This window comes from Pseudomonas sp. NFXW11 (assembly GCF_049887815.1).
Lineage (GTDB): Bacteria > Pseudomonadota > Gammaproteobacteria > Pseudomonadales > Pseudomonadaceae > Aquipseudomonas.
In genome coordinates this window covers 141,584-160,719 of sequence record NZ_JAGEKI010000009.1, presented here as the reverse complement: position 1 = coordinate 160,719, position 19,136 = coordinate 141,584, and the positions used below count along the sequence as shown (strand labels likewise).

At 55.4% G+C, this 19,136-nt stretch carries 17 protein-coding genes; all 17 read right to left on the bottom strand.

Going from position 1 to position 19,136, the window contains the following annotated elements; genetic code table 11:
* Position 1: 1 nt before the first annotated feature.
* The 17 genes from J4P02_RS16130 to J4P02_RS16050 all read right to left on the bottom strand — a co-directional run bounded on the left by J4P02_RS16130 (position 2) and on the right by J4P02_RS16050 (position 19,049).
* Positions 2 to 1,369 carry an ATP-grasp domain-containing protein gene (locus J4P02_RS16130; RefSeq protein ID WP_426191944.1) on the bottom strand — a complete coding sequence of 456 codons (1,368 nt, stop codon included), beginning with the start codon at positions 1,367 to 1,369 and terminating at the stop codon, positions 2 to 4.
* Positions 1,370 to 1,400: 31 nt separating this feature from the next.
* Complete coding sequence (locus J4P02_RS16125) at positions 1,401 to 2,555, bottom strand: KamA family radical SAM protein (protein WP_426191942.1); 1,155 nt, start codon at positions 2,553 to 2,555, stop codon at positions 1,401 to 1,403.
* Between the two features lie 193 nt (positions 2,556 to 2,748).
* Complete coding sequence (locus J4P02_RS16120; RefSeq protein WP_426191941.1) at positions 2,749 to 3,960, bottom strand: hypothetical protein; 1,212 nt, start codon at positions 3,958 to 3,960, stop codon at positions 2,749 to 2,751.
* A 27-nt stretch (positions 3,961 to 3,987) separates the two neighbouring features.
* Positions 3,988 to 5,295 carry an ATP-grasp domain-containing protein gene (locus tag J4P02_RS16115; RefSeq protein ID WP_426191939.1) on the bottom strand — a complete coding sequence of 436 codons (1,308 nt, stop codon included), beginning with the start codon at positions 5,293 to 5,295 and terminating at the stop codon, positions 3,988 to 3,990.
* Complete coding sequence (locus tag J4P02_RS16110; protein WP_426191937.1) at positions 5,292 to 6,161, bottom strand: arylamine N-acetyltransferase family protein; 870 nt, start codon at positions 6,159 to 6,161, stop codon at positions 5,292 to 5,294. Before J4P02_RS16110 ends, J4P02_RS16115 begins: the two co-directional genes overlap by 4 nt.
* The gene (locus tag J4P02_RS16105; RefSeq protein WP_426191935.1) at positions 6,151 to 6,873 is read right to left on the bottom strand and encodes an SDR family NAD(P)-dependent oxidoreductase; all 723 of its coding nucleotides are present in this window, start codon (positions 6,871 to 6,873) and stop codon (positions 6,151 to 6,153) included. The genes J4P02_RS16110 and J4P02_RS16105 overlap by 11 nt, the downstream gene beginning before the upstream one ends.
* Entirely contained in the window at positions 6,866 to 7,207 is a 342-nt protein-coding gene (locus tag J4P02_RS16100) for a hypothetical protein (RefSeq protein WP_426191933.1), read from the bottom strand. The genes J4P02_RS16105 and J4P02_RS16100 overlap by 8 nt, the downstream gene beginning before the upstream one ends.
* Positions 7,197 to 7,745, bottom strand: a complete 549-nt coding sequence (locus J4P02_RS16095) for a hypothetical protein (RefSeq protein WP_426191931.1) — start codon at positions 7,743 to 7,745, stop codon at positions 7,197 to 7,199. Before J4P02_RS16095 ends, J4P02_RS16100 begins: the two co-directional genes overlap by 11 nt.
* A gap of 475 nt (positions 7,746 to 8,220) precedes the next feature.
* Complete coding sequence (locus J4P02_RS16090; protein ID WP_426191929.1) at positions 8,221 to 8,751, bottom strand: hypothetical protein; 531 nt, start codon at positions 8,749 to 8,751, stop codon at positions 8,221 to 8,223.
* Between the two features lie 8 nt (positions 8,752 to 8,759).
* Positions 8,760 to 10,781, bottom strand: a complete 2,022-nt coding sequence (locus J4P02_RS16085; RefSeq protein ID WP_426191927.1) for a nicotianamine synthase family protein — start codon at positions 10,779 to 10,781, stop codon at positions 8,760 to 8,762.
* Between the two features lie 15 nt (positions 10,782 to 10,796).
* Positions 10,797 to 12,059: a beta-ketoacyl-[acyl-carrier-protein] synthase family protein gene (locus J4P02_RS16080; RefSeq protein ID WP_426191925.1), complete on the bottom strand. Its 1,263-nt coding sequence runs from the start codon at positions 12,057 to 12,059 to the stop codon at positions 10,797 to 10,799.
* The gene (locus J4P02_RS16075) at positions 12,056 to 13,198 is read right to left on the bottom strand and encodes a hypothetical protein (RefSeq protein WP_426191923.1); all 1,143 of its coding nucleotides are present in this window, start codon (positions 13,196 to 13,198) and stop codon (positions 12,056 to 12,058) included. The genes J4P02_RS16080 and J4P02_RS16075 overlap by 4 nt, the downstream gene beginning before the upstream one ends.
* The gene (locus tag J4P02_RS16070; protein WP_426191921.1) at positions 13,191 to 13,559 is read right to left on the bottom strand and encodes a phosphopantetheine-binding protein; all 369 of its coding nucleotides are present in this window, start codon (positions 13,557 to 13,559) and stop codon (positions 13,191 to 13,193) included. Before J4P02_RS16070 ends, J4P02_RS16075 begins: the two co-directional genes overlap by 8 nt.
* A gap of 337 nt (positions 13,560 to 13,896) precedes the next feature.
* Positions 13,897 to 16,944 carry a multidrug efflux RND transporter permease subunit gene (locus J4P02_RS16065; RefSeq protein WP_426191920.1) on the bottom strand — a complete coding sequence of 1,016 codons (3,048 nt, stop codon included), beginning with the start codon at positions 16,942 to 16,944 and terminating at the stop codon, positions 13,897 to 13,899.
* On the bottom strand, positions 16,941 to 18,101 hold the full coding sequence (locus tag J4P02_RS16060) for an efflux RND transporter periplasmic adaptor subunit (RefSeq protein WP_426191918.1): 1,161 nt from the start codon (positions 18,099 to 18,101) through the stop codon (positions 16,941 to 16,943). Before J4P02_RS16060 ends, J4P02_RS16065 begins: the two co-directional genes overlap by 4 nt.
* Positions 18,102 to 18,413: 312 nt before the next feature.
* Positions 18,414 to 18,695 (bottom strand): SMI1/KNR4 family protein, encoded by a 282-nt coding sequence (locus J4P02_RS16055; RefSeq protein WP_426191916.1) that lies wholly within the window; start codon positions 18,693 to 18,695, stop codon positions 18,414 to 18,416.
* 30 nt (positions 18,696 to 18,725) lie between these two features.
* Positions 18,726 to 19,049 (bottom strand): hypothetical protein, encoded by a 324-nt coding sequence (locus J4P02_RS16050; protein ID WP_426191914.1) that lies wholly within the window; start codon positions 19,047 to 19,049, stop codon positions 18,726 to 18,728.
* Positions 19,050 to 19,136 lie beyond the last annotated feature (87 nt).

The window sequence follows — 19,136 nt, the reverse complement described above, 5'->3', positions numbered from 1 at the left end:
GCTACCCTGCGATGGTGTTTTCGATGATTGCACTGAGGTTGTCGCTGACGGCGGCATGCAGGGCATGGGCCTGTGCGGCGCCCTCGACCTTGGCCCAGCACTTGAGCAAGTAGTGCTCTTCAATATCGGCGTCGATGTAACTGCCGGCGTCCTGCACCGCGTACTCCACTACGCAAGCGTTCTGGTCCAGGTAGTCGACGCCTTCAAACCCTTTGAAATAGCCGCTTGTTTCGGGATAGACCGCCAACATTGCATAGCCTTGCGTGGCCTCGCCAACCTGTTGCGCAGCGGCCTCGAGCCGGGCATCCAGCGCCTCGTCGCGCAACAGCAGCGAGATGTAGAGTTCATAGGGATTGATACCCGCCAGGTCGCGTAGCGCCGAATTGACGTACAAGCCCCCCAGGCGCGGGTTGATCTCGATGACGATCGGCCCAGCCTCGGTCATGCGAAACTCGAAATGCACACAGGCATTGGTCAGGCCCACCGCCTCCAGGCACTGCACCGCATAGCGGCGAATCTCAGCGCATTGGCCCGCAGTGAATGACGCAGGCGGGGTGATCAGCAGGTTCTCCAGCATGGTGCCGCTGCGTTCCGTGAGCAGAAGCTTCTCGTTGATCAGAATCGGGTGAATGCGCTTATCGGTAGCCACACACTCCAGGGTGCCTTCGGTGCCCTCGATATAACCTTCAAGCAGGATGCTTCGACCCGGAATGTAGTCGCGTGCAAGCCCGTCATCGCCGGCCAGGGTATGCGCGCACCCATAGAAGTCGGCGTAGGCCGCGTCAGCATGATGGGCAAGGAACAGTTGGTAATGACTGTGCAACTGTGCCCAGTTTTCACACCGCTTGATAAACACCGAAGCGCCACCAAACGCCGGCTTGGCGATCAGTGGAAAACCCACGCGCGCCGCGCTGGCTTCCAGCTCTTGTTGATCATTGCAAAGTGCGAATGGAACAGACCGCAACCCGTGCGCCTGCAGCACCTGGCGCATCAGGAACTTGTTGTTGCAAGCGGCTATCGCCTCGGCCGGCGCAGAGACCAGACCCAACTGCTGGCAGACCCCGGCGACAATGCAGCCCACCTGCCCTTGCGCCGATGCATGGCCGGCGTGGCAGAAGATTGCGCGCACCTGGTATTGCCCATCGAGCTCCTGTACCAACTCGAGAATGCTTTGCTCGCTCAAGGCTTCGAGTAGAAAGACTTCATCACTGTCACGCCGCAGGCGGTCCAGGTGATTGCGTCCGGACAGACCCGCGATCAGACACGCCAACCCGCGTGAGCGGGCAGCGGCAAAGTGTGGTTCACGGTAGCTATAGCGAACGGATGGGCTGTCATCGACATCAATGAAAAGAATAGCGTCTTGTTTCATGATTGATCACCACTTCAGGCTGGAGGTTCGCTTATGCATCGTGCCAAGTGCATCGTTGACCATCCCACCCCTGGAATGAGTAATAGCGCTGGCCGTTATGTAGTTCAAAACGAGGCAGTTCGTCGGGCTGTTCGAAGTTCAACAATGGCACGGTGAACTTCCCCCGCGCGTGGGGCAGGACGTATTCCGGCAAGGCGATGTTGGACACACGTCTCTTGAGGCGACTCATAATGGCGATGGCATCGCCAATGGACGCCTTGTATTCCGAGGCACCGGGAGAAAACGGCATGAAGTGGTACAGGTAGTAGGGCTTGACCCCCAGCCGGTACAAGTCGATGAACAGGCTATGAAGTGTTTCTTCATCGTCATTCACACCGCGTAGCAGAGGCGTGTTGGCAAAGACTATTGGCACAGCCCCGCGGATGCGTTTGACCGCCGCGGCAAAGTCGCTACTGAGTTCGAGCGGGTGACAGACATGCACGCCAAAGGCATTGACCTTGTACTTCTCCAGCATGGCCACCAACTCATCGGTGACCCGGAACGGGTTGAAACTCAATGCCCGTGAGTGAAGGCGGATCAGCAGGTCGTCACTGATGGAACGCAGTGCCGCCAGGTGTTCCTCCAACTTGCGATCAGCGAGCATCAGCGGATCGCCACCGCTGAGGATGACTTCCTCGATAGCCGGTGTATTGCGGATATAGTCGATCGAATCGGCAAATGAGTCGGTGTTGGCGTTCGCTTTCTCGGTGCCCACCTGCAAGGTTCGTAGAGCCTCGAAACAGAACTGGCAATAGGCATTGCAGGTGTTGGTCATGCGCAGAATGACGCGGTTGTCGTACTTGTGCTGGCAGATGGGTGTCTTCATCTCATGATGCAACTCCCAGTTCTCCGAGACCCCATCGTAGTCATTGAGTACGTTTTCATTCCAATAAGGTACAACCTGTCGCCACAGTGGGTGTTCAGTCACCTGGTTTGACTCGAGCGAACTCATGATCAAGTCAATGTAGTAAGGCGTGATCTGCATCTTGCGCCCTTGCAAATTGTGCTCGATATGGGCGGTCACCTCTTCCGTCCAACCGCCACAGGCCGTGCGCAGGGCCATTTCATCGCGCACGGCATTCTTCTGCTGCCAGCGCCAGTCACTCCACTGACCCGAGCCAAGAATATTCTGCTTAAATATCGACATTTTGCGGTGCCTCCACTAAGTAGATCATTATTAAGGATTAGTTCATCCAACTAAGGCCAGGCCCGTTTAAAAACAGGATCGGCCAAAACCATTCAATAAATAATCGGGTTCAACAGGTTAATCAGGCGTGCGCATGCCGCGCCGACATTCAATAACGTCAAGCATCTGGTTTAGGCATGAGCACTATTTATCGCTAGCGTAAATCGCGCAAAGTTGGAACTTTCTCACGGGCACTCAGCCAGAGTTCGGTATTGCACTCGACACTGATCGTGGCCACTCCACGGCGCAGTCCTTCTTCCAACGCCGCCATTCCAAGCAGTGCAGACTCAATATCAAGGCAGGCCGCCTGCGGATCGGCAAATGAAGTGAAATCGCCACTGACGCATAAATGATCCTTGCCTGCATCACCGCTGGTGAGCGTCAACTGCAGTACAAATGACTGGCCGCAATGGCGCCATATCGTTTCGCAAACATGGGCAAGGCTTAATAAATTACCGCAGAAGTTGAAGCTGGTATCACTGCGGCCCTGCAAGACCAACGTACCGATGCGGTTGTGTGAAGCCGGTAGCAAGGTTGCCAGGTCACCTGTTTCATAACGAATGACCGGGACAATAGGAGCCTTTAAGTCGCTCAAGTACAACTTGCCGCTTTCATCGACTTCAGCGAACACCCACTTGCTTAGAAAATCGTAATGCCCCGGGGGATGGGCTGGGGTCGAGACGCCGATAAAGCCGACTTCGGTATTCCCATAGAGACCATAAAACTGTGCATCCGGCCAGACCGACCTGATGTAGTTCTGTTTTGCCGCAGAGAATGCCTCGCCAATATAGACAACCTTCTTGATATCTAACTGTATTCCCGCCTTCTGCGCCAAGTGAGCAGCTTGAACTATGCCTCCGGGGGTCGCCAACAAGGCGGAAACCCCGGCTTCGCGGCAAACCTCCAAACACACATGAGGCAGATCCTGTGCGTCCAAACGCCCCACCGGCAAGATCGTGCAGCCAATGGGTTCCAGCAGGCGCGAAAGGCCTTCGTAGAGACAGCCGAACCCGCCAGGCACCAGTAGATTGGCTACCACGTCTTTGCTGGAAAATACTTTCTGTCCCAGAAAACGGCGTACTTCCAACGAGTAAGCGTCTCTCGACACGCTGGGCCAGAAGTCATTGGCAATGACCAGCGGTGATGCCGTGGTACCTGAAGAACTGACCAGGTAGCAGTTGCGCAAACGGCCTTCGAGCCGAGCCTTTTCCGCCAGACGCTGCACGTCGGATTTCGAAGAGGTGGGATACAGGCGGGCAAAGGTCTCATAGTCCTGTACCTGCCGATAACCGGCATAGCCCGCACTGTCATAGTGCTCGAACAGTCGAGCGAAAGACTGGGTATCAAAAAAAGAGTGTCTCATCATGTAAGCTTCCGTCCTTGGAGAGTCTCACTAAAAATAGGCGCAATACTCCTCCCGGAGGTACTGCCACATGGGGGGACTCAATTGCGCGCCATTTAGAGAACTGCCTGTCAGTGCTTCAAAAGCCTGCAGGTCTTGCCAAAGAATATCGTCATCGGCATGAGAAAAAGCGGCATTCATTGAAGAAGAGAACAAGTCGCTGGTTTTCTTGAAGCGTTCTCCCTGTTCAATTGAAATCTGCATGCCCTTTAAACTTTCAAGACGATCGAGTGCTGTAGAAAAGCCATTATCAGGGGAATTGAAAACCCCAGGCTCGGAACTGATGACATCGCTGATGATGCCTGGCTGTATCAAGCTAGCAGGCTTGACCTGATCCCGCCCCATGACGCTGGAAGAATAAAGCTGCTCGAGCAAATGAGGCTCATAGCAATGCGCGAACAGCACGGGCGTAATAGTCCCGTGCAGCCGTGCCCCCACTTCAATCATCACCGGGCCATTCGGGCTATCGAGCAATTCCATATGAATGGCGCCGGTACGAATACCCAAGGCTGCAGCGGCCTTTTCCGCATATTCAACCAAGGCCCTCAGGGATTTCGCGCCGGGGTCCAGGAGGAAGGTGAATTTTTTAACGAAAGGGCAACTATCAATACCCAGCTCATCACATCGAATGTATCGACACACCGAAGAGACGAAGTACTGCCCTTCATGGGCAACCATATCAACCACGTACTCTTTGCCGGTGATGAAAGGTTGTAAGACGAAGCGCTCGTTGTCTGACCAGGTCGAAGAAAAGCCCCCCCAGTCAGCCCCCCGAATGGCCTGCTGCAGTTCGACGCGATCCCGGCACAGTACAACCCCTTCACCCCCCGCCGAAGAATGAGGTTTCAACACACAGGGATAGCTGTCCCAGTGCTCCAGTACTGAAGCGGCCGCCTGCGGCCCATCGATCGAGCGCGTCGGTATAAAGGCCAACCCGGCGTTGGCCAAAGCCTGTTGCATGGCGTCTTTATGGCGGCGGAGTTGGGAATGCTGTGGATCATTGCCAGGCAAACCGTGGCGTTGGCTCAAGAGATCGGCAAGAAAAACACCATTCTCGCTACCGGCCAGAATAATATCGAAGGGCAATGCTTCGGGCCCTGGAACATCGTCTGCCGATATGAAAATGCCCTGATAGAGTTCGGCATTGAACTCGCCTTTCTTCGTTTCACTCAAGACCGGCATCTTCTCGACTTTATCCATCTCGATGACGGCATAACAGTCCACGCCCTGCTCCTTCAAGTACCCCACCAGGAGATTGGCATTGGACACAGGGTTGGTGATCAGGCAACGCTTAGTCATCGTATGTCATCCTTGATGATTCCCGGAGGCAGATGCTGAAAGTGTTGTGCACAAAGAACGATGTTGAAATGCGCCTGCAGCAGGTCGATCAACTCATCAAGGTGACTGGCTGTATAACTCGAGCGGCGTTTGCCTCGCACACAGACCAAGGTCCCATTCTGTAGGAGGTCGCCTCCTTCCAAATGCGGCCGAGCACAGATCAAGTGTTGGGCAAACAGTGATGTCGGCGCATGGGTGTTATAAAAATGGGTCACGCGAAACTCTTCATAGCTGTAGTCGGCATCACGCACTACCAGCAACCCCTGCCAGCATTCACCGCGCAGATACTCCACCAGCCACTCGCGATTGATCAGACGCTTGACCCTGTAACGGTGACATCCTTGAACTTGCGGAACCTGTTCATCGCACTGCTCGAGTGACAGAGGCCTGATGGGACCTCGCAGGCCAAACCCGACATCGCAAAGCCAGCGTTTGCCCTCGACCTTGACCAACAACACCATATGGGTGGACAGCTCCCGACATACTCCGTGCTGAAAGGTCTTGGCCAACGTGCGTTGAACCGAGAACCCGAGGCTGTGCAGCACCTCGGCAAAAATGCCATTCATCTGCGTACAGCCACCGCCCCGCCGCTCGTAGACAATTTTCTGGACCACATGCTCCAACGTAAAGGGCACGTCCTGGCCCAGAAAACCGTCCGCCATATCGAATGGAATATGGGTGATGTGCGCCTCGTGCAGCCGAGCCAGGGTGGCCAGATCCAACTTGCACGCGCCGGGATTTTCCAGGCGTTCAAGGTACCCGGCCAACCACGGCAGCGTGCCCTCCAAGGGGGGGGCCTGGCGCTCCGTTGAATGCTCAGCCGACATTTTCGCCATTCCCCACACGCAGCAGACTGCCGGTGGTAGAAAGACGCCGGGTCGCCAGCAGGCTAACCATCTCGGCAACTTCTTCGGCGGTCATTACCCGTCTTCCGGGTATCGACTTGAGAATCTCCCTGGCGTGTTCACCGGCGAAAGCCTGAAACATTTCAGTGTCGACAAAACCGGGCGAAACGCAGTTGACGCGAACATCGAAGCGGGCCAACTCTGCGGACAAGCCCAGGCTCAAACGCTCAATGGCGGCCTTGGCGCAACCGTAGGCGGTATTACCCAATTTGACCTTCTGCGCTGCCACAGAGCCTATGTTGATGATATTGCCGTGGCGGACCGTGGCCATGTGCGGTGCAAAGACTTCACAGAAATTCAATGTACCGCCGAAGTTATTGGCCATGACCTGTTCGAAGGTGGCCGGTTCCTGACTCAGGAACAGCCCGTCACGGGCAATACCGGCGTTGTTCACCAGCACCGAAGGCATTGGATAATCGACAAACTGTTGGCGAAACTGCTCGACCTGATCGCGCTGGCTGCCGTCCACCCGCGCCGTGATTACCCTCGCCCCCAACTCGTCACTGAGGCACTGTGCGGCGGCCTCATCCTTGTGGTAAGTGGCAAACACAGTAAAGTCCTGGGCAATCAGTTTTCTGACAATGGCCCGCCCTATTCCACGCGTTCCCCCCGTCACAACAGCAGTCTTAGACATACATCACGCTCCCTCGACAATGTATAAAACCGGAGGAGCTGAGGGTAAAACCCAACTCTCTTGGCTCACTCCGGTGCAACCCCGTGAACTGCAACTGCAAGGACAATCCTGGTGTGATCGGCTCGGTGAATACCACCCGTTTCACCTGAAAGGATTTACCCGGCATCAGTGTTCGACAGCAGGCCAGGACAAAACCCACAGTGAACGCCGCCGGGACAATCGGATAACCGGGAAAATGCTCAGCAAAAATGGGCGCAAGCGTGTCGACCTCAACCTGCAGGGTCGAGTTTGAATCCATCAAATCCATTGATGTGCTGAAGACTTCATATTGCACGACTGCTCTCTCCATGAGCCAGGTAATAGTCCGGGTACTTCTCGGTAAAGACCACGGCACACAAAATCGTAAAATAGGACATCAACAAGTAGATGGGCCAGTAATCAACAAACATCAGGCTCAATAGCGCAAACCCTAAGTTCAAGCTGAATACGCTATTCCACACCAGGGTGATTCTCTTGTTTATGGATAGAAAAGTCGGTGTATGCCAAAACTCTTCAGGCGTTTCTTGCCGGGCATACTGCTGAGTAAAGGGTTTGCCCACTCCGTAGGAAATCCACCCCGCCAGTGCCAATACGCCATAAATAAGCGGCTTGGTGTATGAGAGGCTAAAGAAGCTCGGCTTGACTAGAGAAACCATCAGGATCAGAGCAAAGCCGAACGCCACGCTCCAATCGATGACAAACTTGTTCTTCAGCCCCTTGTAGCAAAGAACCAGCAACACCAAGAGCGCCAGCAGCGCCGCTTCAGCGTAATTACCAGCCCGCCACTCGAGGAAATAGGGGAACAACAACGGCGGAATAATCAGGTTGATCATGACAGGTTCACCTCAACGCAACAGCGAAGCTGCAAGCGTTAGTGCAGTGTTAGTTTGTAGTTCGTGTGTCCATCACCGTCACCGAACAAAACAGGTCTTCATGTTCATTTGAACCCGTGGATGAATAGACCTGTACTATTCCACCCCGCTCTTCCCTGGAAACCTGGCCAAACAAATAACTCACGTCGCGGATATTTTCGCCATGCAAATTACGCAGGGACACAGGTAGAAATCGGCCATTTATCGACGTTTCGGGGTTGCTGGCTCTAACGCACCTGACCGCAAATTGGTTACACAACTCCACCGTAACCAGGCTGATGTCGTAACGTGAAAGAAATCTTTCCAGCAACTCATGATCCAGCCGAACACGAAAGAACTCTCCGTGCCTCTCTACGACAGGACACAGATCAAGATAATTAAAAGCCCGCACGATCACCGCCTCGTCAGTCTTGTTAACACCCGGGAAATAAGCACCTTATTGCTTTTTAATGGTGCCTATCGCGGCAATGTCACTGTTACGAGAAAACGTATTCAAGATCGACAGCATCTTCCATGCCCTTCCACACAGCAGACCAATGGTCAAACCTGAAGCAGCGCCCATCAAGAGCAGCATCGGCAGTGAATGGGCAAATACCGGATCAGTCGCTTGTTGATAACCGACATAGTATTTAATGCAAAAGAAGAACATTGATATCACCAGGAGCTTGAAGGATCCCGGAACAGAGATTGAATGAGGAGCGTCACCTTCGGTAATGCCATGGTAATCGAACCATAGCACCGCAATAACTATCCCAGCCAACAGCCCTGTTCCCCAACTACCGATCGATACCAGGGGCTGCTGCGTATAGTCCATCGCGGCCAACGACCAGAGCATAAAGATAACCGGACTGATCAACAGTGAGCGACGAGTTTCATTGCTGTTGAAACAGGCCATCACACCGTAGTAAAGAAGCAGGAAAAAGACCGCGTAAACCCACAGGGGTGTTTCACGTAATATATTAAGCATGGTATCCCTCAATCCTTGGGTCGAATGCGGTAGACGCTACTGCTGATAGGGCAACCCGAATGTTCAGCAACCAACTCCAACTGCTGTTGCTCAGGCAAACCGACAGACTGATAGATGAACTGCTTCCAGCCGTCTGTATCTCGCAAGACAATTCGAACTTGAGGCTGTTTACAGGTATCAAGAATACGCTGCACTACTTCGGAGCGACCTGAAACAGTCATGGATAACACCACAACATCATAACTGGTGTAATCGAAATCCGCCCCGGCCGCCTCGATCAGGCTCAAGCGTTCGGAGGGGATATCCAGCGCTTCAAAAGCAGCGGCCATACCGCGCCTGGCCTGCACGATGGCATGACTGTCAATATCGATGCCGGTGACGAAGAAGGAGGTTTTCTGCACGTAGAGGAGGATGCTCAGCGGCATCGCCCCAACCCCAACCTGGCACAGCCGCCCGCTATGGCCATCGAGACTGGTGAGTTCGTTGCTGACCATGCGCTGGTAAATTCGATAGAAGAAGCGGCTCAGTTTGTTGCCATCATTCAACAAACTTGCCCATTGCCCACTCAGTTCCAGCTCGAACAGCCGCTCTATGTCCAGAACTTTGCGCTGGCAGTCCTCAATCCGATACCCCTCGGCGCTGCCTGTGCTGTTGTAGGGAAGGGTACGTTGCAGGCTGTTCAGCAGAACCAGCAACTCGGAGTACGCGTTGAAGAGCTCATCCAGCCGACGATGTTCTGTGGGGATATCGAGCAACCTGTCGATACGCCGTGACAACTCCGAGCCTGTTTGCAGCACTTCAGCGCGTTGTCGCTGATCGCGTATCGCTGGCAGTTTTTGCCTGGCGTTGAATTCAAAGTGTTCACGGCCCACCACGCCTAGTTCGGCAACCCCGCGACGCAGCGCCTCCCCCAGTTTGGGAATCTGGCTCAAGATCGCCTCCAAGCGTAGCTGGGCTGCTGCATCCAGCTCCTGCTGCGGCAGATCCAGCGCCACCTCCACTCGGTCCCGACCCAGCTCGGATGAGCGAAGCGTGACCTGGCAATACGTAGGGTCGACCCCGGCAGCAGCCAGCTGCTTGCGAATGTGCTCATGACGAATCCTGTGCCCTCCCAGGCTGAACTCTTCCTCAACCCTGTCGCCAATGCACAAGTAGAATTCATTGCTGTCTGGTGCAGATAGGAGCTGGCCGTAATCACCAATCTTGTAGCGAATGAGCGGCACCACGGGTGCCTTCAGATCGGTGATCAGCAGCTCCCCTTGCGCGTTGGTCTCGACGAAAAACCAATCCGAAAGCACCAGGTGATGCCCCGCATTCATCTGCGGGGTGTTGATCGCGGCAAAGCCCAATTCCGTAGCGCCGTAGATGCTGTAGAAGCGCGCTTGCGGCCATTGTTCACTGACAAAGGTTCGCTTGGACGGGTGAAATGCCTCGCCGACAAAGACTATTTTTCGTATCGGTAGTGAAACCCCGGCGCTGAGTGCCGCCTGAGCCAACTGCACAATTCCGCTTGGCGATCCGACGAGGACATCCACGGAAAACCGCTCGAGCAAATCGAGTAGCAACGCGTTATTGGACAGGGTATCGGGCCGCCCGACGGGAAGAATGGTGACCCCGATACTCTCGAGCAACCGACACATGCCTTCGTAACTGTTGCCCAGCCCGCCCGCCGTGAGCAGGTTTGCAACGATGTCCGTGGCATCGAATACATGGGTGGCCATGGCCACACGCACTTGATAGGGATAGCTGTGCTCCGTGACGCCTTGCAAAAACCTGTTGGCAAGAATGACCGGGCTGCTGGTTGTGCCGGACGTGGACACCACATAACAACCTTGCATCTTTCCCGCAGCGAGAAGCTGCCGGCCTGATGCCGCCAATGCAGCTTTTTCCATCACCGGATAAGCGTCGATAAACCCTTGGTAGTCCTCAACGGGCTGAAACTCGCCCGGGTAATCATTGCTGATATACCCCATCACCATTTGATTGAATTTTTCGACTGGAAAATCGGTTCGACTCTGGATTGTTTTCATCGCGCAATCCTATTTTTATAGTTCAACTCGGCGAAAGATCATCGATGCGGCAAGCCCGCCCATGCCAAAAGAGTTCTTGAGGCAATATTCAACGTGAGCGCTGCGCGTCTCGGCTACCAGGTTGGCTTTGCAATTCGGGTCTCGAACTTCGAGATTACGAGTGCCTGGAATGAAACCCTCGCGCAAACCAATCAAGGTATTGAGGGTTTCCATGGCCCCGGCCGCCGCAATCATGTGCCCGTGCAGGGATTTGTTCGCCGTTACCGGAACCGTCTCGGATAACACCGAACAGATGGCTGCCGACTCGTGCAAATCATTGAGCACCGTTGAGGTTCCATGGGCATTGACCAAGCCGATCTGACTCGCGTCGAGCCCGGCACTGGCCAGCGCACGGGTCATTGAAAGCTTCATTTCTCGCGCGTCAGGATCCGGTTTGACGATATGGCTGGCATTCATACTGGCGCCATATCCAACGATCTCCATCAAGGGCGTTGAGCCTCTCTTGCGCGCGCTGGCATAGGTTTCCAATAAAAACAGCACGGCGCCTTCTGCAGGAACATACCCGGAACGACGGCTATCAAACGGACGCGACAGGCCATCAAAAGGCAGCGCTGGGTCCGTGCAGATGACGTCGACAGACTCAAGGCCGATGTAGTGCTCCGGAGTTACCTTGGCGCTGGCGCCGCCGACGATCGCCGCCTCCACTCGTCCACAGGCCACCTGCTCAAAGCCGGTTCCAATAGCCTGCAGCGAGGCAGAACAGAGCCCGAGGTGGACCATGGTCGGCCCATGGAAAGGTATCTGGGCATGTATCTGACGTAACAACTGAGTTGAATCCAGGCGCGCAAAGTCACTGATCCGATAATGTTTTTCCATCATCGCGGCCATGTTCGAAAACGCTTTATCTGCGCCCCGTTCGAGGTCAAATACGAAGTCGATCGTCTGATGGATATCGGGGACGGGTTCATCAACCCCGAGAAAACATCCGATGCGCTCCGGGGAAATACCACCCAGGTCGAAACCAGGCCATGCCATCAGCCCCTTGAGAGCGACGCCCATGTAAAGCTCATCCCACGAGCGACGACGCTTTGAAGCGGGCGGACTGATATTGCCCTCTTCAGGAATGCCGGCGTAGTGGCTCTTGAAGGTGCTGGTATCGAACTTGCGGATCTGCCGAATCCCCGATGCACCTGCGCTCAAGGCGGCGCTTACCGAATCGTATGTACTTCCCAGGGGCGTACAGCATCCCAGGGCAGTGATAACCACGCGCTCCCTCATGATGCCTCTCCGGCTAACGGCCGATCAGTGGCCAGATGCTCGAGTTTTCTGACCACCGCGCACGCACAACCGATGCCGATGCCCATCCCGTTGACCAGCAACGTGCGCCCGACCTCGATGCTCTTGTCCGCCAAGGCACAGGCCAGGTCGACGAGGCCACTGGTGCTGCCCGCATAACCGGTATAAGGCTTGTAACGGCGCACTTCGGGGGCGCCGATGATTTCGACAATCGCCGCCTCTTCTTCTTGGCGCAGGTCAGGCGCCCCATTGTCATACAGGACAACAACCGGTTGCCCATTGATCACCGTCGAGGGCAAGTTGCGATACAAGGCCTCCCAGTCGGCTTGCCTGGAATATATCTGTGCATCGAACCGACTATAAACAGCGATAACTTCAGCCAGTGCCAGATGCCCGGAAGCCTGCTGCATTACAGTATTTTCGAGCATCAAGGCCACTGCCCCGGAACTTACACTAACTTTATTGGCTGGTGAGTTTTCCAAGTCCGAGTCCACTAGACCCATCTTGCGAAACGCCTCGAAGTTATCCGCTTTAGTCATATCTCCGACCGCACATAATAGAGCCCCTCCTCGCTCATGACCCTCGAGCTTGAACAAGGCATGCTCTAACATGGACAGCCCACCCAAAGACATACTGCGCAATGGGTAACCGCCTCCGGTAAAGTCAAAAAACTTGGAGATGTGGTAGAGGTTATTGGTGGGTAACTTTCTGAACAACCGAAGCGGGTGCACCGTACCAGCCACACGCCCTAACTCTTTATGCATATCCTGCGAGGAAAGTTCCGGGTGCTTGACTCGGTACTCATAAAGAATCTCGTAAAAGTCGCGAACGATTTCTGCAGTTGTATAGACCTTGATAACCGCGCGATCTTCTTCACTGAAAGAACCCGTCCGTTGCGCCATTGTGCAGGCTGCATGAGAGACCAGCAGACTTTGTATGGCCGCATCGGACAAGATCGCCCGGTCTTCACGAGCGATATCCTTGGCGATCTCTGGAGAAAGAACTGCCGGCGCCCTGGACCTTCGCTCAGTGGTCACTGAGGCGCCGCCGTGCAGTTCAAGGTCGGCCAGGTCAAACCCTGCTTGTCGTACGCCTATCCCGGTGACCAATACCCTAGCCATTGGCAAGGGCCTCTAGGCGCCGAGAGCAAAACTCTGGCGTCCAGAAACTGCCTATCTTATCGGGCTCGACAACATTGATATCGGAAACTTGAAGTATTTCCCGGGTGACTTCGCGGCCTTTGGCGGTCCACTTTTTGTCAACGCACAACGCCGGGTCAGCCAGCATCTTATGGAACGGCCACAAGTAGTCAGGCTCGACTTCGGAGTTTATCTGCGACTTGACTTCAAAGCAGAAGTCGATGAAGTCGATAGAGGTAAACCCTATCTGGTCAAATGACTTGTCACTGGGAATTGAATCGGGTCCATCCAGGAAAAGAATATCTGCTGCAATTTCTTTTATTTTTATCAGATACATGCTCATCACACCCCTTCTTCCATGTTTTTATAAAAAACTTGAGCGGCAGAAAAGTCAGTTGACTTTATTGTTCTTATAATTCGATGAAAGCCAGACTAATGAAATAGCTATAAGGCTGTCAAAAAATATTACAGTTTTTCCAGCGAACCCGACGAACGGTATTGACAAAACAAAGAGCGAATAAGTTCGCAGCTTCAAACATGAGCTGAACACGCTGTAAGTGCCGTTTTACTTGAGCCGCCAGCCTCTAATGAATCAACACTAGAGGCTGCGCATTGCGGCAATTCTATTGACGCTACTCACTAAGGTAAGCAAGTCCGGCAATCTTCGGCATGGGATAAGTTCAAAGAGTCTGCCAGGCCGCCACCTCCTCCTCGCGTTTAGCCAGGAGCGTATAAACACAAGGCAGAACAAATAACGTAAACAGGGTGCCGATCGACATTCCGGTGGCAATCACCATACCGATGTCATACCGGCTCACCGCCCCGGCCCCTGTCGCCAGAATCAGCGGCACCATGCCAAACACCATTGCCGCCGTGGTCATCAACACCGGCCGCAGGCGAATTGCCGCGGCCTCCTCCACCGCCTCTCGCGGCGAGAGGCCCTTGTCCCTGCGCAACTGGTTGCTGAACTCGACAATCAGAATCCCGTGTTTGCTGATCAGCCCGATCAAGGTGACCAACCCCACCTGGGTGTAGATATTCATGCTCGACCAGCCGAGAAACAGCGGAAGCAAGGCCCCGCAAATCGATAGCGGCACCGTCACCAGAATCACCAACGGATCGCGGAAGCTCTCAAACTGCGCTGCCAACACCAGAAAGATAATCGCCAGCGCCAGGCCAAAGGTCACCCACAGCGCACTCCCTTCCTGCACGAATTGGCGCGACGCTCCGCTGTAGTCAAAGGCATACCCGGGAGGTGTTTCCTCAATGGCAATCTGCTTCACCGTTTCAATGGCTTCGCCCATGCTGACAAGCGGAAAGCCGGAAATCAGCGCCGAATTGAGTTGCTGAAACTGGTTCAACTGCCGCGGTCGTGCCCGGTCCGTGACGCTGATCAAGGTCGACAGCGGCAGCAGCTCGCCCTTGATATTTCTCACGTAGTAGTTGTTCAGCCACTCGGGGTTGTCGCGGTAGGCCCGTTCCACCTGGGCAATCACTTTGTAGCTGCGGCCTTCGATGGTGAACCGGTTTATTTCCGCCTCCGCCAGCAGCGTCGCCAGTGTGCTGCCGAGGTCTTGCATCGACACGCCCATCTGCGCGGCCTTGGCGCGGTCGATGTCCACCACCACTTCCGGCTTGTCAAAGGCCAGGTCGATATCGACAAAGCCGAACTTGCCCGATTCCATGGCGCGTTTCTTGATCCGCTCCGCCACGTTCAGCAGCGACTCATAGTCATTGGCGGTATTGATCACGAAGCCAAACGGCAAGCCTTCGCCGGTTCCGGGAAGCGAGGGCAGGTTGAAGCCAAAAACCTGCAAGCCCGGAATCTGATCCAGTCGGTACTGCAGCTCGGGCAAGATCTGCATCTGAGTACGCTCGCGCTCGTTCCACGGCTTGAGCAGGAAACCGCCAATCCCCGACTGCACGCCGTTGTAGCCGTTGATCTGGAACGAGGAGTAGTACTCGGGAAATGCTTTGAAGATGTTGATGAATTCTTCGGTGTAGGTGTTCAGGTAATTCAGGTTGGTTGGCTGGGGCGCATTGGACATCATGAAAATGATGCCCTGGTCTTCGGCTGGGGCCAGTTCCGACTTGGTGAAATTGAGGAGTACCGGGATCAGGCACATCACGATCAGCGCAAACACCAGCACCACCGGCCGGGTGTTCAGGGTGGCATGCAGCAGGCGTTGATAACGTCGTTTGAGACCGTCGAAAATCCCATCCAGTCGATGGGCCAGCCCCGAGGGATTTTCATCGCGGCGCAGTAACAGGGCACACATCATCGGCGACAGCGTCAGGGCAACGATGCCGGAAATCACCACCGCGCCCGCCAGGGTCAGGGCGAACTCCTTGAACAGCGCCCCGGTCAGCCCTTCGAGAAAACCGATCGGCGCGTAGACCGCCGCCAGGGTGATAGTCATCGACACCACCGGCAGGGCAATTTCCCGGGCGCCTTCCAGGGCCGCCGTCAATGGGCGCTTGCCGTCCTCGATATGGCGATGAATGTTCTCCACCACCACGATCGCATCGTCCACCACTAGGCCAATGGCCAGGACCATGGCCAGCAGGGTCAGCAGGTTGATGGAGTAGCCCATCAATTGCATGAAAAACAGTACGCCAATCATCGACAGTGGAATGGTGATCACCGGGATCACCACCGAACGCAGTGCACCCAGGAACAGGAACACCACCACAATCACAATCAGCACCGCTTCAAACAGGGTCTTTACCACCTCATTGATGGACGCCTGGATAAACAGCGTGGCGTCGTAGGCAACATCCACCTTGAGACCGGGCGGCAGCTGGGCCTCCAGTTCCGGCATGATCTTGCGCACTTCCTTGATCACCTCCAGGGGGTTGGAACTCGGCGTGGCCTTGATCGCGATGTACACCGAAGGCGTACCGCCAAAGGAGCTGATGGCGTTGTAGTTTTCCGCGCCCATTTCCACCCGCGCCACATCCCGTAGCAGTACCCGGCTGTCGCCTTCGGTCTTCAACGGGATCGCGGCAAACGCATCGGCAGATTTCAGCTCGGTGTTGGCATTGATGCTGGTGACCACATACTCGCCTTTGACCTCGCCGGCCGCCGACAGGTAGTTGTATCGACGCACCGCGGTGGTGACGTCGTTGGCGCTCAAGCCAAAGCCCGCGAGCTTTACCGGGTCCAACCAGATGCGCATGGCAAACACCTGGCTGCCGAGGATTTCCGCGCCGGCCATGCCAGGCAAGGTGGCGAGCTTGGGCTGAATGACCCGCGACAGGTAGTCGGAAATCTGCGGGTTATTCATTTGCTCACTGGAGAAGCTGATGTACATCAGCGCCGAGGCGTCGGCTGATTCCTTGCTCAGCACCGGGTCTTCAGCATCCTGCGGCAGTTTGTTCTTGACCTCATTGGCCTTGGCCAGCAGTTCGGTAAACAGCCGGTCGCTGTTGGAACCAATGCGTGCGTAGATGGAAATCACCGAGTAGTTCTGGCGACTGACCGAGGTCATGTAGTCGATACCCTCGGCACTCGCCAGGCTTTGCTGCAAGGGTTGGGTGATGTAGCCCTGAATCGTCTCGGCATTGGCCCCGGAATAGTTGGTGGTCACCGTGATCAGGGCGTTTTCCATCTTGGGGAATTGGCGCAGCGGAAGTTTGCTGTAGGCCTGGAACCCCAACAGCACGATCAACAGACTGACCACCATGGCCAACACCGGGCGGCGGATAAAGACGTCGGTGAATTTCATAGTGCCCCTTCAGCGCGTGGCGGCTGGCCCGGCGTCGCGGCCAGGGTCTTGTCGGGGCTGATGGCGATGGGGGTGCCGGTGTCCAGCTTGAGCTGGCCGGCGCTGACGACCTGGTCGCCCTGTTGCAACCCTTTGGTCACTAGCACCAGGCCGTTACGGCGTTCGCCGGTTTCAGTGAATCGCCGTTCGGCGATCAGCACCGGTTGGCCATCGGCGTCTTTCTCCACGCTGCCGTCGTCGGCCTTTTTCTCCACCACGGCAAACACCGAATTACCGTAGAGGCTGTAAGTCACCGCGCTTTCCGGCACCACGATCTGAGGCGCCGGATTGGCTAGCAGCACCTGCAGGCTGGCAAACATTCCGGGTAGCAGTTTGTTATCGGGGTTGGCCAGAGTGGCGCGCACCAGCACGTTGCGCGTGCTGTTCTCGACTTTGGGGTTGATGGCGCTGACGGTGCCGGGAAAAATCTGCTGCGGATAGACCGAGACTTCCACTTGCACCGCTTGGCCGATCGCCATCTTGGGCACCGATTGCTCGGGGACGTAGAAGTCGACGTAGAGGCTGCTGAGGTCCTGCAAGGTGGCAATCACCGTGCCGCTGGCCAGGTAGTCACCCACGTCGACCTGGCGAATGCCGATGACGCCGCCGAATGGCGCGAGGATGTGTTTCTTCGCCAGGGAAGCCTTGAGTTGATTGACCGTGGCTTTGTTCTTCTGCAACTGAGCGGAGAGTCGATCGAACTCGCCCTTGGAGATGGCCCGGTCCCCCACCAGTTGGCTGCCGCGTGCGAAATCGTACTGCGCCAGACCGAGGTCCGCCTGAGCGGTTTCCAGCAGCGCCTGTTCCACTGCGCTGTCCAGCTGGATCAGGGGCTGCCCGACCTTGACCTTTTGCCCCGACTCGAATTGCACGTCCTTGACCGTGCCAGCCATTTCCAGACTCAGGCTGACCCCGCGCAGGGCCTTGAGCGTGCCCACCGCTGGCAGACGCTGCTGCCAGGGTTGCTCGATCACCGTCGCCACAGCGACGCTGACCGGAGGCCGAGGCTTGGTATAGACCTGGATCTGCTGGTAGATGGAAAAGGCTTTATGGCCCGCCAGGAGCAAAACGATGAAAAAACAGGCACCCAACATCATCAGCATGCGACGACGCAACATATTCCTAATCCTTGGAAAAATATGGACCCGCTGAAAAATCTTGCGGAACATTACCCTGAGTATTTGGAGGATTCCAGTAGGTAGTTTTCGCTACCTGAATCTGCGGAGAACGCCGATGATCCCCCCAAAGTCCTACTCGCAAGCCTAAAATGCTTTGCTATCAACGGCTTCTGTCGATTGCCCGCGAAAGCGTCAATGCCCTGGCTCGGATCACCCAAACCCATCCGCAAAAAAACCTCGCCTGAGCACAGGCGACGCGAAAATGATGAGCCAGAAACAGTCCGCGACGTGCCAAAGAACCCAGCAGCCAGATCAAGAAAAGAGCTGGATAAAATCTTCGAAACTATTTGAGATTTTTCGCCAGTAATCATCATCCCAGCAGATGACGCTCGGTTCTTTGCGATCCTGTCTGAAGTCAAAACAAAACGGGCTGCCATCGCCAGCCATGGCAAAGCAGGCAATGTGCGAGAAGTCGGTGAGGTCAGCGATGGCACCAGGCCCTTCATTCAGATCTCCGGGCTCTGCGTAATACCCATCGCACACGAAGGCCTCTTTGAGTTTCTCGGACTTTGCCAGCAGCTCCGATTCACTCACATGGATCTGTGCAAGCTCACTACAGAAGCGTCAGTTCGATGTACACCAGGTGCCAACATCATGCCTGTCGAACCCCGGGCAAGGGTTGTTCTTGGCAATCAACCGATAAGGCTGGTCCTTGGCGTAGGAAAAGTAGAAGTAGTACTGCCGATCTTCCCCGTATAGCCAATAGGAAGCGGAGCCCTGGTTGATCAGGGTCGGCTCGAAAGTCCAGATGGAGGATTCGGCGGGAATGAAGTTGCTCCGTTCCATCAGCAACAGCAGGCTGTTGGACAGCACTGGGGTGACAGCTCCCAGCAACAGGGCAAGCAGCACCAGGGCAATCATCCAGCCATGCAGCGGGCGCAGGTTCATGGGCTTTCCATAGTGGATAAAGAAAATCCCGGCGGGTACACAAGCCGGGATTTTCTGGGGCATCTGTCAGCTAACGGGGCACAAGCC

Coding starts and splice junctions, on each gene's coding strand:
- J4P02_RS16130 (WP_426191944.1), bottom strand. CDS start 1,369: ATGAAACAAGACGCTATTCTTTTCATTGATGTCGATGACAGCCCATCC.
- J4P02_RS16075 (WP_426191923.1), bottom strand. CDS start 13,198: ATGGCTAGGGTATTGGTCACCGGGATAGGCGTACGACAAGCAGGGTTT.
- J4P02_RS16125 (WP_426191942.1), bottom strand. CDS start 2,555: ATGTCGATATTTAAGCAGAATATTCTTGGCTCGGGTCAGTGGAGTGAC.
- J4P02_RS16085 (WP_426191927.1), bottom strand. CDS start 10,781: ATGAAAACAATCCAGAGTCGAACCGATTTTCCAGTCGAAAAATTCAAT.
- J4P02_RS16120 (WP_426191941.1), bottom strand. CDS start 3,960: ATGATGAGACACTCTTTTTTTGATACCCAGTCTTTCGCTCGACTGTTC.
- J4P02_RS16090 (WP_426191929.1), bottom strand. CDS start 8,751: ATGCTTAATATATTACGTGAAACACCCCTGTGGGTTTACGCGGTCTTT.
- J4P02_RS16065 (WP_426191920.1), bottom strand. CDS start 16,944: ATGAAATTCACCGACGTCTTTATCCGCCGCCCGGTGTTGGCCATGGTG.
- J4P02_RS16050 (WP_426191914.1), bottom strand. CDS start 19,049: ATGAACCTGCGCCCGCTGCATGGCTGGATGATTGCCCTGGTGCTGCTT.
- J4P02_RS16095 (WP_426191931.1), bottom strand. CDS start 7,745: ATGATCAACCTGATTATTCCGCCGTTGTTGTTCCCCTATTTCCTCGAG.
- J4P02_RS16060 (WP_426191918.1), bottom strand. CDS start 18,101: ATGTTGCGTCGTCGCATGCTGATGATGTTGGGTGCCTGTTTTTTCATC.
- J4P02_RS16115 (WP_426191939.1), bottom strand. CDS start 5,295: ATGACTAAGCGTTGCCTGATCACCAACCCTGTGTCCAATGCCAATCTC.
- J4P02_RS16110 (WP_426191937.1), bottom strand. CDS start 6,161: ATGTCGGCTGAGCATTCAACGGAGCGCCAGGCCCCCCCCTTGGAGGGC.
- J4P02_RS16080 (WP_426191925.1), bottom strand. CDS start 12,059: ATGAGGGAGCGCGTGGTTATCACTGCCCTGGGATGCTGTACGCCCCTG.
- J4P02_RS16070 (WP_426191921.1), bottom strand. CDS start 13,559: ATGAGCATGTATCTGATAAAAATAAAAGAAATTGCAGCAGATATTCTT.
- J4P02_RS16105 (WP_426191935.1), bottom strand. CDS start 6,873: ATGTCTAAGACTGCTGTTGTGACGGGGGGAACGCGTGGAATAGGGCGG.